The 14439-nt window shown below is 67.7% G+C and carries 14 protein-coding genes and 1 pseudogene; 7 read left to right on the plus strand and 8 right to left on the minus strand.

Annotated features, from left to right (window positions below; all coding sequences use genetic code 11):
• Nucleotides 1-20 precede the first annotated feature (20 nt).
• Both STRTUCAR8_RS32120 and STRTUCAR8_RS55870 read left to right on the plus strand, forming a co-directional pair.
• Nucleotides 21-1514 (plus strand): long-chain-fatty-acid--CoA ligase, encoded by a 1494-nt coding sequence (locus STRTUCAR8_RS32120; RefSeq protein WP_006380359.1) that lies wholly within the window; start codon nucleotides 21-23, stop codon nucleotides 1512-1514.
• A gap of 182 nt (nucleotides 1515-1696) precedes the next feature.
• Nucleotides 1697-2110, plus strand: a complete 414-nt coding sequence (locus tag STRTUCAR8_RS55870; RefSeq protein WP_052350925.1) for a DDE-type integrase/transposase/recombinase — start codon at nucleotides 1697-1699, stop codon at nucleotides 2108-2110.
• A 620-nt stretch (nucleotides 2111-2730) separates the two neighbouring features.
• Here STRTUCAR8_RS55870 and STRTUCAR8_RS32130 read toward each other — a convergent pair.
• Complete coding sequence (locus tag STRTUCAR8_RS32130; protein ID WP_143666419.1) at nucleotides 2731-2934, minus strand: hypothetical protein; 204 nt, start codon at nucleotides 2932-2934, stop codon at nucleotides 2731-2733.
• A 531-nt stretch (nucleotides 2935-3465) separates the two neighbouring features.
• On the opposite strand from STRTUCAR8_RS32130, the gene STRTUCAR8_RS32135 reads away from it, so the two are divergent.
• A complete protein-coding gene (locus STRTUCAR8_RS32135) occupies nucleotides 3466-3963 on the plus strand; it encodes a toll/interleukin-1 receptor domain-containing protein (protein WP_006380367.1) in 498 nt (165 codons plus the stop codon).
• Nucleotides 3964-4267: 304 nt separating this feature from the next.
• Here STRTUCAR8_RS32135 and STRTUCAR8_RS52935 read toward each other — a convergent pair whose 3' ends face one another.
• The 6 genes and pseudogenes from STRTUCAR8_RS52935 to STRTUCAR8_RS54650 all read right to left on the minus strand — a co-directional run bounded on the left by STRTUCAR8_RS52935 (nucleotide 4268) and on the right by STRTUCAR8_RS54650 (nucleotide 7356).
• Entirely contained in the window at nucleotides 4268-4717 is a 450-nt protein-coding gene (locus STRTUCAR8_RS52935; protein WP_006380354.1) for a hypothetical protein, read from the minus strand.
• A gap of 300 nt (nucleotides 4718-5017) precedes the next feature.
• Nucleotides 5018-5647 (minus strand): DUF4360 domain-containing protein, encoded by a 630-nt coding sequence (locus STRTUCAR8_RS32140; RefSeq protein ID WP_006380340.1) that lies wholly within the window; start codon nucleotides 5645-5647, stop codon nucleotides 5018-5020.
• 219 nt (nucleotides 5648-5866) lie between these two features.
• Nucleotides 5867-6067, minus strand: a complete 201-nt coding sequence (locus tag STRTUCAR8_RS54640; protein ID WP_006380380.1) for a hypothetical protein — start codon at nucleotides 6065-6067, stop codon at nucleotides 5867-5869.
• Nucleotides 6055-6243, minus strand: coding sequence for a hypothetical protein (locus tag STRTUCAR8_RS54645; protein WP_006380381.1), 189 nt, complete (start codon nucleotides 6241-6243; stop codon nucleotides 6055-6057). The genes STRTUCAR8_RS54640 and STRTUCAR8_RS54645 overlap by 13 nt, the downstream gene beginning before the upstream one ends.
• Before the next feature lie 190 nt (nucleotides 6244-6433).
• Nucleotides 6434-6652 (minus strand): annotated as a pseudogene (locus STRTUCAR8_RS56015) (phage minor capsid protein); the annotation flags it as partial.
• Nucleotides 6574-7356 carry a phage minor capsid protein gene (locus STRTUCAR8_RS54650; RefSeq protein ID WP_006380339.1) on the minus strand — a complete coding sequence of 261 codons (783 nt, stop codon included), beginning with the start codon at nucleotides 7354-7356 and terminating at the stop codon, nucleotides 6574-6576. The gene STRTUCAR8_RS54650 and the pseudogene STRTUCAR8_RS56015, both read right to left, overlap by 79 nt.
• Before the next feature lie 294 nt (nucleotides 7357-7650).
• Between STRTUCAR8_RS54650 and STRTUCAR8_RS32150 the strand changes: the two genes are divergently transcribed.
• A complete protein-coding gene (locus tag STRTUCAR8_RS32150; RefSeq protein ID WP_006380353.1) occupies nucleotides 7651-7863 on the plus strand; it encodes a hypothetical protein in 213 nt (70 codons plus the stop codon).
• Between the two features lie 70 nt (nucleotides 7864-7933).
• On the opposite strand, the gene STRTUCAR8_RS54655 is transcribed toward STRTUCAR8_RS32150, so the two are convergent.
• Nucleotides 7934-8608, minus strand: coding sequence for a hypothetical protein (locus STRTUCAR8_RS54655; protein WP_006380389.1), 675 nt, complete (start codon nucleotides 8606-8608; stop codon nucleotides 7934-7936).
• Between the two features lie 669 nt (nucleotides 8609-9277).
• Between STRTUCAR8_RS54655 and STRTUCAR8_RS32165 the strand changes: the two genes are divergently transcribed.
• The 3 genes from STRTUCAR8_RS32165 (at nucleotide 9278) to STRTUCAR8_RS50520 (ending at nucleotide 14176) form a co-directional block, all read left to right on the plus strand.
• Complete coding sequence (locus STRTUCAR8_RS32165; RefSeq protein WP_006380345.1) at nucleotides 9278-12079, plus strand: NACHT domain-containing protein; 2802 nt, start codon at nucleotides 9278-9280, stop codon at nucleotides 12077-12079.
• A gap of 518 nt (nucleotides 12080-12597) precedes the next feature.
• Complete coding sequence (locus tag STRTUCAR8_RS32170) at nucleotides 12598-13092, plus strand: hypothetical protein (protein WP_044473259.1); 495 nt, start codon at nucleotides 12598-12600, stop codon at nucleotides 13090-13092.
• A gap of 233 nt (nucleotides 13093-13325) precedes the next feature.
• Nucleotides 13326-14176, plus strand: a protein-coding gene (locus STRTUCAR8_RS50520) for an IS5 family transposase (protein WP_086025829.1) whose coding sequence is annotated in 2 segments (ribosomal slippage) — nucleotides 13326-13688 and nucleotides 13691-14176 — 849 coding nt in all. Because the reading frame shifts where the segments join, the coding sequence is not laid out codon by codon here.
• Nucleotides 14177-14439: the final 263 nt, after the last annotated feature.

Genomic DNA, 14439 nt, shown 5'->3' on the forward strand with positions numbered 1-14439 from the left:
CATGCGTGCAAGGAGGCATCATGGCCAATCTGGCGGAATTCCTGGCGGAGACGGCACGTCGGCAGCCCGAGAGCCCGGCGCTGCGGCTGGGCACGGCGATCACCACCTACGCCGAGCTGGACAAGCTGAGCGCACAGGCCGCCGCGCTGGTGCGTGCCGAGGGCCTGCGCGCCGGCGACCGTGTCGCACTTATGCTGCCGAATGTCCCCGAGTTCGTCGTCCTGTACTACGGCATCCTGCGCGCCGGCGGGATCGTGGTGCCGATGAATCCGCTGCTCAAGTCCCGGGAGACCGACTACCACCTGCGGGACTCCGGTGCCGTGCTGCTCTTCGAGTGGCACGCGGCGCCCGGCCAGGGCGCCGAGGGAGCGGCCGCTGCCGGGGTGCGGCACAGTTCGGTCGAGCCCGGAGCCTTCGCCGGCCTGCTCGCGCGGCAGGAGCCGCGGTACGAGGTCGCCGCCGCGGCCGGCGACGACATCGCGGTGCTGCTCTACACCTCCGGTACCACCGGCAGCCCCAAGGGCGCCGCGCTCACTCACGGCGGGCTGCGCCACAACACCGAGGTCAGCGCCGTAGACGTGGAGCAGCTCACCAGCGAGGACGTCATCGTCGGCTGTCTGCCGCTGTTCCACATCTTCGGACAGACCTGCACGATGAACACCGCCGTGTTCAGCGGCGCCTCGCTCACCCTCGTTCCCCGCTTCGCGCCGCGGACGGTGCTCGACGCCATCGCCCGCGACCGGGCCACCGTCTTCGAGGGCGTGCCCACCATGTACGCGGCGCTGCTTCAGCACCCGGGTGCCGCTGAGGCCGACGTGTCCACCCTGCGCATGTGCATCTCGGGCGGCGCGTCCCTGCCGGTGGAGATCCTGCACGGCTTCGAACGTCGCTTCGGCTGCATGGTGTTGGAGGGCTTCGGCATGTCCGAGACCAGCCCGGTCGTCTCCTTCAACCACCCCGACCGCCCGCGCAAGGCCGGTTCCATCGGCACCCCCGTCCGCGACGTCGAGGTGCGACTGCTGGACGAAGCCGGCCGGGAGGCGGCGCCGGGCGAGATCGGTGAACTGGCGGTGCGCGGACCGAACCTGATGAAGGGTTACTGGAACCGCCCGGAAGAGACCGCCGCCACGATTCCCGACGGCTGGCTGCGCACCGGCGACCTGGCCCGGCAGGACGAGGACGGCTACCTCTTCATCGTCGACCGCAAGAAGGACCTCATCATCCGCGGCGGCTACAACGTCTACCCACGCGAGATCGAGGAAGTCCTGCACGAGCACCCCGCCGTCGCCCTCACTGCAGTCCTCGGCCTGCCCGACGAGCGCCTCGGCGAGGAGGTGGCGGCAGCGGTCGTCCTGCGCCCGGGAGCCGAGGCGACGGCCGAGGAACTCCAGGAGTTCGTCCGCGAGAGGGTGGCCGCCTATAAATACCCGCGCCGCGTGTGGCTGACGGACGCCCTGCCGATGGGCCCGAGCGGCAAGATCCTCAAGCGCGAGATCACGGCACCGGCGCGCTGAGCCGAGGCTTCTCAAGGCTTTCTTCGCGTCAATGTCAGCCTGTTGGCGATCGGCGGGTGGACACGGGCCGAAACCGCGTTTGATGGTTGGTCCTTGATGTGCCGTCCTCCGGTGACAGGATCCTGTCGACCGGTGGGCTGGCTCGTTTCTTCGCTGCCCCGTACGGAGGTGGCTTGTCGGCGATGTGCCGCCCGCCGGTCGTAGGCCGTGCTCAAGCGGGCGGGCGCGGGGGGCGGCCGGCGCCGGGTCGCGCGGCTGATGCGGACCGCCGGCCTGCGGAGCCGGCACCTCAGACGACGGCACCTGACGACGATCCCCGGATCCGCGAGCTGCCCTGCGGCCCCATCTCCGTCCGGGGCTTCCAGCCCGACGCCCCGCTGGATGCCCGCTGGTGCGGCGACATTACTTACATCGCCACACAGGAGGGCTGGCTCTACCTGGCCACCGTCACCTCCATGGCCTCCGGTCACGTGGTCGGCTGGGCAACGGCCGATCACCTGCGGACTCATCTGATCGCCGATGCCCTCACGGCCGCCTGCCAAGAGCGCCGCCCCACCGGTCCGGTGATCTCTCACTCGGACCGCGGCGGCCAGTAGAACAGTCGCCACTTCGCCGCGTTGACAGACCAGTTGGGGGTGCGTCTGTCGGTCGGCCGTACCGGGCAGTGCTGGGACGACGCACTCGCCGAGGCCTTCTTCGCCACCAGCAAACGGGAGTTGCTCGTACAACTTGCACCGTCTGTACGGCGGCCTCGGCTACCGCAGTCCAGCCGAATACGAGAACGCATTCGCAGCCTGACCACCACACCAATCGCGTCCGCCAAAGCGGAACAAGCTCATGTATCGGGTGATCTGGCTGTGTAGGTGTGTGCTGCCCCGAGCCGAGGAGCAGGTCTTGGACTGCCCTTTTCCGTGGCTCGCTCAGACCGACACCTCTCCGATGGCGCACCATGTCGAGTGCGCAGCGACCGGAAGCCTTCGATCCCGACCAAAAGTCCCAGAAAAGTCCCAGAGGCGCCGCCACCTCCCTTCCCGCCTCACGTTCATGCAGGTCAGCAGGGGTGTGGCGGCGCCTCTTCTGACGCCCCTCAGATGTCCCGGAAGAGACCAGCGGGGCCCGTGACCTGCTGTGCTTGGTTGGTCCGATCCTCTGAACTGCGCAAATATCCAGGAAAGTCCCAGAGCACTCCCACTCGCCTGCAGCCACTCTTTTGGCTCTACGTAAGCGGTGCACTCGTCGCAGGCGGACCCGTGGAGCACAGTCGTTCCTGCCGGAACACGAACGGCGTGAAGCTCGCACCCTGCACCGGGAAGTGCCTGCGGCAGTTGTCGCAGGTGTTCTCCTTGACGTCGGTCAGCTGGAGCGGGTTGGCGGCGCACGCGGCGACGCAGTCACGGCAGCGCCACAGGTCGGTCGGCATCAGTAGGAACATCGGCTGCAACGGCACCGCGCGCAGGTGCGCGCACTGTTGTCGAGCGGTAACCGCACCAGGTAGCGCTCGATGATCGGGCTGGTGCCCGACGTCGGTCCGTCGGAGCCAAGCGTCGTCTTCATCATGTTGCGCGCGTCGGCCTCGCGGCGGCGATCTGGTCGAGCGTGGGGTCCGTCATCCTGCGTCCTTCCGCGTTGGGCAACGAGCGTACGTCGCACCACCGACGAACCATGCCCGCGACGGCCCTGAACGTGCTGCTGCCGGCCGTGCAACAAACCACGACACTGTGTCGGAGGTTCGCTCTACCATGGGCGCATGGCGCAATGCACAGCACCCTCCCGAGGCCACCGCACCGCGAGTGGGGCCGCGAACTGCCCAGCGTGTAGCAGCCGGGGACGGAGGTCGCCCACCCAGTCGTATTCGTCCGGACCCTCCTACGGCGGTGGCGGTGGCGGCGGTCGGTCGTCCGGCGGGTCGTATGGCGGCGGCACCTCGCGGCGCACCAGGTCCGGCAGAACGGTGTCGTACACCCCGACCGAGTGGCGGGCGGTCGAGCCCTACGCCGACAAGGCTGCGGTACAGGCACAGGTACACCCGGACAAGCGAGACCTCTTCCTCTGCCACGCCTGGAACGACCGCGAGGGCAGCGCGAAGGAGCTCTACGGTCACCTGAGGACGAGCGGTGCGACGGTGTGGTTCAGCGAGGAAGACATCCCGCTGGGCTCGCTGCAGATGCGGGAGATCGACAAGGGGCTTCGCAACTCCCGGATCGGCATCGTGCTGGTCACGCCAGCCCTGCTCGAGAGCATCAAGAACGAGGGGATCGCCGAGAAGGAGCTCGCCGTCCTGCTCGGCACCAACCGCGTCGTGCCCGTGACGCACGGGGTGACCTTCGACGAGCTTTTTGACGTCAGCCCCATGCTCGCGTCGCACTCCGGGCTGAGCACGAAGGAGTCGTCGCTCGACGCCGTCGCCGCCAAGATCGCTGCTGCTGCCGCCGCGCTTCCCGCTGCCTGACGTCCGGATCGACCAGCGGACGTCGGACCAGCCCGTCGCGGGCGGAGGGCCTGCAAGGCCGCGTTGTATGCGCTTGGTCTTCCATGCGCAGTACGGGTGCGGGCCGCCGTCGTTGTAGTCGGCAGCCGGGTCCACGACGGGCTGCTCGCACACCCAGCAACGCCCACCAGCCGGGTCGACCGCTTCGGGGGGAAGGCGTACCTCCTGGCGGTCGGCCCGGCTGGGTGTTGCGACCTCGCGCTCGTCGGCGGTGGCTGACATCTTCCCGGAAGCGACACCGGGACGAGCGCGAGGAGTCATGGGGTCAGCGCCCGTACCGGCGGGCGTGGCCTGCGGCGCGGCGGTCCAGCCCGGCGCGCTCGGCGGCCTGTTGGGCCCGCCGGGGCGATGGCAGCGGCGACAGCCGTGTGCCGGTCGGTGTGGGCGTGCAGGCGCCGCTGGGCCTGCGCCTGGGTGTCGGCGGCGATTCTTGGCCTGGGCGGCCAAGGCCCCGGTGTCGCTCGGCGCCAGGATGGTCTGGTCTGCCCGCACGGCGGACGGTGCCACCGATCCCCGAACCCAACAACGTGACAGCGCCGGTCCAGCAGCGTCTCGCGCTCGTCGGCTTCCACTCCTCGCGCAGCTTGGCGAAGGGCCGGGCCTTCTGCTTCGGCGGGCGCGTCATCTTTGCGGCGATCCGGTTCAGTTTGGCGCTGGCCCGCCCAGAGATCACTGGCAGGAACTGCTGCTCGCCGTCGCCGCCGTCGGCGGTCACGTACTCGTGCTCGAGCTCTGCTCGGCAGGCGACGATCTGGTCGCTGCGTGACGCAGAGCAATACGCCGACCGCGACCTTTCATGTGTTGTGCCGCATCCCGTCGATGCGTCTTCACGCGAGGCTCACGAGGCCGACCGCGCCCTCAGAGGCATGCCCGTGGGTCCCGTGCCTGGCAGGTACGTCGCCACCCACAGGCCGAGCCGCCTCCAGGCGGTGCGCGGCGAGCCGCCGATCGGAGCGACCGGCCGGTCCCGGCCCTCCGGGCAGTCCAGGCGCCGAGCCTCACGTTGCCCCGGGCGTCAGCACCGCTTCCAAATGAGCCGGTAGGAGGTGCCCGGGACGTCCGTCGAACCCATGGTGACCACGCTGGCGCTGTTGCCCGTGCCAGCTCTCACCCGCAGGGATGTGTTGACGTTGAGGTACCGCTGCGAGCCACACGGTGCCCAGACCAGCCGGTTGTCCGGCACGCTGTCGGACACGGCCCAGTCATCCTCGTACGGCCCCGTCAGCGGGTGGGACTGGAAGACGTCGTCCGTCGTCCCCTGGAAGTAGTAGTCGGACTTGATGGTGGCGGTCGCGCCTGCGGGCAGCGAGGCGTGGCCGCGGTGGTCAAGTCCGAAGAGGGCGTAGGTGTAGGACGCCGGGGCTTTGACGTCCAGGACGAGCTGGCAGTTCTTCCGCGCGTCGGTCGGTCCGGCATTGCCTCCGGCCTGGGCGGTATAGGCGTCGTACTTCACTGTGAGCGTGGAGTTGTCGGGGGACACCGTGGCACCGGCCGTGCCCGCCGGGCACCCGGAGCCGTTGATCGTCTTGATCACGACCTGGGCCCCCTCGGCCGGCGCGTCGGCGGCCGCCGACCCGGATTGGACCGACAGCAGCCCGAGGCATAACGCCGCCAGTGCTCCGCTGGTGGTGAGAAGACGAGACATGACTCTCCAATCGCAGTACGGCTGGTGACGGAGTCCCACAGGCATGATGCGGGGCGGCCGCCCTCACCCGCTTGGGCCGCCGGAGCAGATTCGGTCATCGATGCATGCACGGCGGCGGAACTGTCCGTACGGGTTCGGGGGACGGTCGTGCGGTCATCACCGCGGGCCACAGCGGGCCCCCGGGGTGGGAGCGCGCCCACTATAGGGGGAGCCTGCCACCTACGAAAGAGCGGCGAGCTGGTCGACGTCGTCGAGGCCGTGGTCGATGGTGTGGCGGACGCGGGCGGCCAGTTCGTCGTCGGACAGGCCGACCAGATCCGGGCGAATGCCCGGGAGCCGGGCGGCGAGGTCGCGGTGGTCCAGTTCGGCGGCGATCCGTAGGGCATCGGCGTCGTCGACGTGGCCGATCAGGCGGCCCAACTCGGCGTCATTGAACGGGTCAGGTCGGCGGCGAGGGCACCGCCGGGGGTGGCGCGGTCGAGCAGGGCGGTGAGGTCGCGGCGGTCGGCCTCGGCCTCGATTCGGCGGCGGGCGCGGTCGTCGAACAGGTTCGAGCGCATGGCGGCGGCGAGCTGGTCGTCGTTCATCTCGCGCACGGACGCGTCGTCGCCTGACCAGATGCGGGCAGCGTCGACCTGCTCGGCGGTCGCCTCGGTCCGGGGCTCGGGGAGGTTGCCGGCGCATCTGCTCGCGTACGCGGTTGCGGCGCAAGTCGGGGTGGTCGGCGAGGTGTTGGCGCGTGGCGCCCTGCCACTGGAGCACCTTGGCGCGGGCGGCGCGCTGCGCTTCCGGGGTGACGGCGGCGGCCTCGCGGCTCCTCCACTTCCGTATGGTGCGCTCGATCTCGCGCTGACGCTGGCCGGCGTCGTACCCGTCCGGGTCGCTGCGGGCCTGCTCGATCCGGGTCAGGCCGGGCGAGTACATGCTCACGCTGTGGCGGCAATTGGGGTGCTGCAACCCTGCGGCGCGGGCTTCGTCGAGGCTGCCGGCGACGCGGACGTGCACCGTGCGGCCGTCCTCGACGGCGTGTGCTCGGCCTCGACCGTGCGCGCCCCCGCGGGCCCGCTGATCGTCGACACGCGGCCTTCCCACGGTCGACACAGGGGGCACTCGCGGGGGGCGTCGCTCACGACGACCAGCTCGACGCCGGCCTCGCTGAGCGTGCGCATGTGCGCTTCGGTCGCGGCGCGCGCGGTCGCCGTCCTCACTGCCATCTCGGCGTAAGAGGGGAGCGACCAGCGGCGGCCGGCGCGGTCGACGAACGCTCGGCTACCGGCGTCGACCAACCGGCGCATGGCGTCTTGCGTGGCCTGCCGGCGGGTGCCGATACCGAGTAGCGGCGTGGCGGCCACGGACGCGACGACGGTCCGGAACGTGTCGACAACGGCTCGGAGAATCGACCGGTGCGTTCCGGTGACGACGTCGACCGCTTCCTGTGCGAGGCGGTCTGCGGCCTGTGCGTTGGGCACGCGGTCGTCGACCAGAGCGCGGGCGTCGTCTGACAGGGCGCCCAACTCGGCGACCGCGGCACGGTGCCCGACGTTGTACGCCTCGGCGACCGCGTCGAACACTTCGAGGCTGGTCGCCTTGCCCAACTCGTCGACGACGGCCTGTGCGGCGCGGCGTACCTGCTGGACGGCAGCGAGCTTGGCCTCGACCCACCCGGGCGCGTCGAGGCCGGCGGCGAGCTGGCGGGCGATGATGCCCACTCGGCGGCGGCGTACAGGTCGCGAGTGCCAGTGGCGAGGGGTTCAGCCATCCCGGGGGTGAATGGCCATGTGCATCCCCAAACCCCTTTAACAGATACCGCAGTTGATGCGGGTCGATTTCGGAAAAAGTAATCCGTTTGAGCTATGGGAAGCTTGACATGGGCGGCGCATAGTAAGGAAAATTCGTCCGCGCCGCAAGGGTTGAATGGGATATGCCATCCTCACGGGTGAATGACTGCTCGTCCGCGAGGGGGCGTTGTGCATGCTGAACGGGTCCATAGGAAAGGAACCCGAATGAGCAAGCGAGTCAGCATCCCAGTGCCGACTGTCGGCACTGGCAGTGCAATTGCGGTCGGCGCACTCGTCGCGACCGACAGCGTCCAGACGGCCGGGCAGATCACGGGACTCGTGATTGTGGCGGTCGCAGTGCTGGTACGCGATGTGTGCGTGGTGTACTTCGAGTACAAGGGGAATCAGCCTGACAAGGCGGCGGGCGCCCCCGCCTAGAGACCGCCACGAACCCGCCAGACGGGATCAGGCTGCCAAGCTCAGTGCTTGGCAGCTTTTCTTTGGCGCCTCACATCGGGTATGTGTCGCCCGGGTCTGGGGCTGCGGTGCCGGTCTCCCGGAGGATCGCAGCGGCCTCGGCGGCGACCTTGGTGTCGTCCCACTCCGGGTGAAGGATCTTGACCCGGGCTGCGGTCGACACGGCCTGTGCGCGGTTGAGTAGTTCGAGGGTCTGCGAGGTGTCCATCGGCGACTCTGCGACTTCGTCGGGGAACTCCACCCGCGGACGTTCCGGGGTCACTCTGCTGCGGAAGTGCACGGCGTCGAGGGCGAGCAGGCCGTCGGCCATGCCCTGTTTCCAGTGGCCGGCCTTCTTCCTGCGCGTGATCATGCTCTTGTCGTCGTCGCTGTCGACCTCGGTCGCGGTCCGGGCCTGCCCTCCGTTCTGGTCGAGGCCGAACGATCGGGCGGCGTACCTGGCGGACTGGGCGGCCTGCCGGGTCAGCGCCTCGGCCGTGCGCTGGTGCTCCTCGACCCTGATGTCGAACTGGCTCAACGTGATGCCGCCGTTGTCCGTGGGCGGCATGCTGCGCTGCGCGTATACCTCGGCGTCCTCGTCGAACGACCCGCCCTTTCCGGGCCCGTTGCTGCGTAGGTAACCATCGGGGACGATCAGCCGCGCGGGCGAGGCGGATGTCGCGCATCCAACTCGTCCACACCTCGTCGAGGCCGTCGAGTTGGTCATAGATGGGGGCGGCGTAGTCGCTGCGCCCGATCGGTGACCCCCGGTGCAATCGGTTCGGGGTCAGGTTCGGGATGTAGCAGGCCGTGAGCTGCCGGATTCCGGTCGTCGGCGACTCGCCGTCGCTCTCGATGCTGGCGACCAGGCTGGCCGTATCGGGGTGCTCGGTGAGGGGGACGCGCCGACCCATGTTGTCGCCGCTGCCCTGGTAGAGCGTGAGGCGGGCGTTCTCGGTCGGCAATCATGGACTTGACCTCCACGAGCAGCACCAGGTCGTCGAAGACGACGAACCAGTCGACACTTTGCAGTTCGTTCCGCTTGACCGGTACGTGATCTCCGAGATGACGTCGGCGTCCGGTATCAGGCGGAGTTGGCGGCCGACGTACTCTTCGAAGAGGTAGCCGGTCTCCTGCAGGAAGTCGGGTCCGAAGTGCTCGCGTCCTGTGTGGTGTATGCCGGCCGGCATCGCCCCTGCGGTTTTATGCGTGCGCATTATGTGCGGTGTGGGCGTTACAGGCGATATCTTGACGCTGAAGTGACGCTCGTTCTGATGGGCTGTCAGGCGTGTTGCTGGGCTGGTCAAGCCACGTGAATCGGCGTGGTCGCAGAGGCCCGGCCGGGCAAAAGCTTCGTCGGGCCGTCCGGAGATAGCGGCGGCGGCATCATGGCGGGGTGGACTACAACCTCAGCGGGCTGAGCACCCGGGAGTTCGAGCACGTGTCGCAGGCCCTGGCCCAGGAGATCCTCGGGCCGGGCGTCTCCGCCTTCGGGGACGGCAAGGACGGCGGGCGTGAGGCAACGTTCGAGGGGCGGGTGCCCTATCCGAGCGAGCTTGAGGCATGGGACGGCTACGGGGTCGTGCAGGCCAAGTTCCGGCAGCGCACGGATCAACACCCCCAGGATGCGGTCTCGTGGCTGAAGGGGCAGGTCAAGGAGGAATTCGAAGCGTGGCTGAGCCCGACCTCGAAGCGGGAGCGGCTGCCCGAGTACCTGATCTTCACCACCAATGTGATCCTGACTCCCGTGCCGGGCAGCGGAGGCATTGCCCAGATTGAGCGTTTCGTGTCCACGTATGCGGCACGCCTTGGGCTCAAGGGCTGGGCGGTGTGGCACCACGACCAGCTGTGCCGATACCTGGATCGGTACGACTCCATCCGCCGTACCTACGCCGGTGCCATCACCTCCGGTGACGTTCTTGCTCATTTGCTCGACGCAGTGTCCGCCGGACACAAGTCCAGGTCAGATGCCCTCACTGATGCAGCGCGTGCCTCGCAGCACCGCCGTGAGGCACGACTGAGTCTTGTGCCCGAGGAGCGTGCCGGTGCCGTTCTGGACTGGGCTGACAAATCCTCACTGCCGGCGGTGATTGTCCCCGCCGGTACTCTGGCGGTTCTGGTTGCGCCCATGGGGGCTGGCAAGAGTGAGGAAGCCGAGAGTTGGTTGCGGGAAGGGCTCCGCGAGGCGGCGGGTGACCCTGATGTCGTGATCCCTGTATGGGTGGATGCGGGCAAGGCCGTACCAGATCTGCTCGATGCCATCACGCGCGCGGGCGGCGAGCCGGCGAGTGGACTCGGACGTATCGTGATCGACGATCTTGATCGGATCTCACCCGAGCAGGTAGCACACCTCCTGTATGAGGCCAGGCTCCTGCTGGCCGCCCACCCGACCGCCCGGATTCTCGCTTCGTGCAGACCTGGAATCGAGCTGGGCAGGGCTGTGGTGCACGAGGTTTCCCCGTGGCCAGTGCGGAGAGGCGCGGAACTTCTGGACCTTGTGATCGGCGACGACGCGCGCATGCTTTTCGAAGAGCGAGAAGTGCAGGACCTGCTGACCAGCCCCCTTCAAGCCCTGTCCGTCGCCTCCCGCCTCCTGGCCGGTGAAGACGCCCGGGTGTCCAACTTGGAGTTGCTGGTTGGTCTGGCCGAGTCCGTCATCAAAGGACGGCGCAGAGGCTCCCAAACGTCACAGACCTGGGACCGCCTTGCTCGTCTCGCCGTACACCTCCTGAATGCTGGAGGTCCAGTCCCCGCTCAGCACTTCGGGCATGAAGCCGAGGTGTGGGAGCTGACCGATACCGGTCTGGTCGTTCAAGAAGCTGCGGGACTCCGCTTCGCCCTGCCTGTCTTCGAGCAGCACTTTGGCGCCCAGGCTCTGCGCAAGGGCTCCGTACTGCTGGAGGAGATCGTCACTGCCGACGCGTTCCCCCGGTGGCGCTACGCGATCGCATTCGCCGTGAGCGCGAGTGCCCCGGACGAAGCGGAGAACCTCATGCTCCGCCTTGCTCGGGCCAACCCCGCAGCCTCTTCCTGGACGTTCGACGAGATCGCCCGAGGCAAGAAGCAACACCATGGCATGCGCGAGGCTGAAGACAGGGCCAGGACCTCCATCGCCGGACTGGGCCGGGTGGACGACGACGAACTCCGAACCGCTGAAACCGTAGGCACTTGGCTGCGGGAGGCGCTCGAAGCTCTTGTCGAGGGATTCGGTCCGCTGAGCGGCTCGCTGGTTGAAATGCGGGATGGACGGCTGCCGCGGTGGGGAGTGTGGGTGAAGGATGGCTGGGTGGCCATTTCTCCGTCGAGATACTCCTCCGAGCCGCCTGCGGTGACTCCACTGGTCTCACACCCGAGGAACCGGGAAGACAACGAATGGCGATGGTGGAGTCAGCACCTCTTTCCCGGTGATCCGCTGGGCAGGTGGGACTGGGCCCGTGAACGGATCCGCGAGCCCCTTGAGCGTGTAGTACGACGTGGTGCTCTTCTGGTGCCGCCGGATTCTCCGTTGGCCCATGAGCGGCTGTGGCACCTCGCGCAGCGACTCCGCCAGGGAAACGTGCCCCGCGATGGCGTCTCCGTGCCCGAAGTGCGCCGGCGAGTTGAGGCGATGATGGAACGTGTGCGGACATCCGCGCGGTACACCCATCAAGTTGCGGGCTACACCTACGACTCGGCGGACATCCGGTGGTTGCACTCCCAGTTGGCCGGTGTTACCGACGAGGTGCTGCGCAGACCGTACGGCGAACCGGATCAGGAAATCCCGCGGCGTGGACGGATGTGGCAGGGGTATTCCCCTTTGCTGACGCTGAGGATCACCAGGCAGATTCTGCGGGACGCCCTCATCGGCTACCGACAGCTGGTCGAACTGAACTTCCCGTCCCTCGCCTCTGCGCTGGGCCTGTACAGCGCCCTGCCCGTGAGTGCCGAAGGCATGGTGGTCATGCCGGAGGACGACACGGACGGGTCGCACAGCGGCTTGATCCATACCCTCCGTCCCAAGGCCGCAGGGCGCCGCAATGACCCACCTGAGGTGGACCTGGACCTGTGGACCGAGCCGGGGTTCGGCCCTACCTCGCCGTTCCCCGGTGGGCCGGTCGGTTCCAAGACGAACTTCCATCGGCCCTACTACGTAGATCGCGAACTGTCCACTGGCTCATCCCGCCCGGCGACTGAGCTTGCCTATGTGGCTCGTCCGTGACTTGAAGGCGGTTGGCTGGCTGGGTGTGCACGTCCAGCTCTCTGTATGAAGGCGTCGTCAAGGTGTCAGGGAGGGCGAACGGCCAGGCATGCCGTCCAGCTTCCGTAGTGGGTGATTTCTGAGCCTGATGCCGTCGTTGCGGAGTGAGTGGGCACTGGTAATGCACCAGATTGCGAAGCAACTACAGTGTTGGCTCCGCTCCGGTGAGTTGGAGACCCCACCGTCCACATGTAGTCGCGGCTGTGTGCGCGAGGATTGGCCGTTGTCGCAGTTTCGAACGCTTTGGGGGCGTACGGAAGTGCCACGGGCGCAGAGCGACGGCTTCCCCTTGCATCGGGAGCGGTCGATAGGCGGCCTTTCCCGTTGCATTTCGGCCAAGTTGAGGAGAGCGTCTGCGGACGTTGCCGGACGTCCACGGACTGGCGCGAACACAGTGAGAGCTACTGAGACAGAGTGGGACTGGCCTGGTTTGATCCACGGAGAGTTACCTAATTCGCTCGGCGGGTCACACTGCATTCGTGGCGAGCTTCCAGCAGCGGAAAGCGATAGGCGATGCGCACGAGCGGCACGTCGCCGAGCAACTCATCGGGCGAGGATGGGAAGTGGATTTCTGGGGGCAGGGTCTACTGAGCCGGGCGCTCCAATGCGCGCTCCGGAGAACGGACAGCTCCATTCGCTGGTTTCCGGATCTCATTGCGGCGAAGGAACGGGACCTGGTGCTGATCGACTGTAAGGGTGGGATGACCAGCCAGCGAACAGGGCGTCATGCCGTTGAACGCTCAGCAGTTCTGGCGCACTTGCAGCTCATTGCCTGGACCAGTCTCCCGGTCTACTACGTATTCGATGGGCTCGACGTATGGGCGCCACATGATGTCCTCATCGCGGGGCAGCAAGGGCCGCACAGCGTTGTCGGCTCCGGGGCCCCGTACTTTCTGATTTCTACGCAAGGAGCCCGCCGCTTCGACGACCTGTTCGGCGGACGGGATCTTCCAGAGTTAGGCATTGCCTCGTAGGGGTCCCCCCGCGTGTCTACGAGGCTGCTGGACGGCTCTCTTGCACGAAACTTCGAGTCCCTGTCGGCGTCGGCTGAGCGTTCGGCCGTCGTCGAGACCAGTGATTGCTGGCTGCCACCGCTGACAACAGGGCAGGCGTTTAGAAGACACCTGCTCTGTCTCGATGGCGGCGGTCGAGGGCCGCGTTCGCCTGGTGTAACAACGGCTAACACAAAGAGGTGGATCGGTCCTGGCTGCCGTGTCCGGAGCGGGAGTTGAGCGTTCGGTTCGGTGTGGGGACGTCGCCGTGGATCGTGTCGGATGAGCTGTGGGACCGCCTGGAGCCGTTGCTGCCGCAGCGTGAGAGACGCTTTCGGTATCCGGGCCGCAAGCCGTTGCCGGACCGGGAGGTACTGTGCGGGATCTTGTACGTGCTGCACACCGGGATCCAGTGGGAGTACCTGCCGCAGCAGTTGGGCTTCGGCTCGGGCATGACCTGCTGGCGGCGTCTGAGGGACTGGAACGAGGCCGGGGTCTGGCAGCAGCTCCACGAGGTCCTGCTCGCTGAGCTGAATGCGGCCCTGCGGCTGGACTGGTCCCGCTGCGTGGTCGATTCCTCCCACGTCAGGGCTCTAAAAGGGGGCACCACACGGGCCCGTCACCGGTCGACCGGGGCCGGGCCGGCTCGAAGCATCATCTGATCACCGACGGGCACGGCACTCCGCTCGCGGTCCTGCTGACCGGCGGCAACCGCAACGACGTCACCCAGTTGCTGCCCCTGCTCGACGCGATCCCGCCGGTCCGGGGGCGGGTCGGCCGCCCCCGCCGCAGGCCCGACTCGCTGTTCGCGGACCGCGGCTACGACCATGACATCTACCGCGACCAGGTCCGCGACCGCGGCGTCGTGCCGGCCATCGCCCGCCGCGGCACCCGGCACGGCACCGGACTGGGCACCTACCGGTGGGTGGTCGAGCGCACCTTCGCCTGGCTGCACGGCTTCCGACGCCTGCGCATCCGCTGGGAACGCAGAGCCGACATCCACGAAGCGTTCCTCAAACTCGCCTGCTGCCTCATCACCCACCGACAACTCAACTCATTGTGTTAGCCGTTGTAAGTGGGGGTGCGCAGTCGTTGATTCTACGACGTGGTGGAGTTCCGCTTCAACGTTCAGTTTTCGCCGCCCTTTTCTGCCCTCTTTGGGGACCGGCCCGGCAGATCTCCTGTGAGTGACTTGCTGCTGTGATCAGAAACGTCCCCTGCATAGGGGCGAAGACTGGGCGCTCTCGGTCGGCTCGAACGTGCCGCCAAGTGCTCGGAAGCCGCCTGTTCCACTCGTCACTTAGGCAGCCCCGTCGGCGGTTATAACAC

Origin of the sequence: Streptomyces turgidiscabies Car8, assembly GCF_000331005.1 — a bacterium.
Taxonomy (GTDB): Bacteria; Actinomycetota; Actinomycetes; order Streptomycetales; family Streptomycetaceae; genus Streptomyces; species Streptomyces turgidiscabies.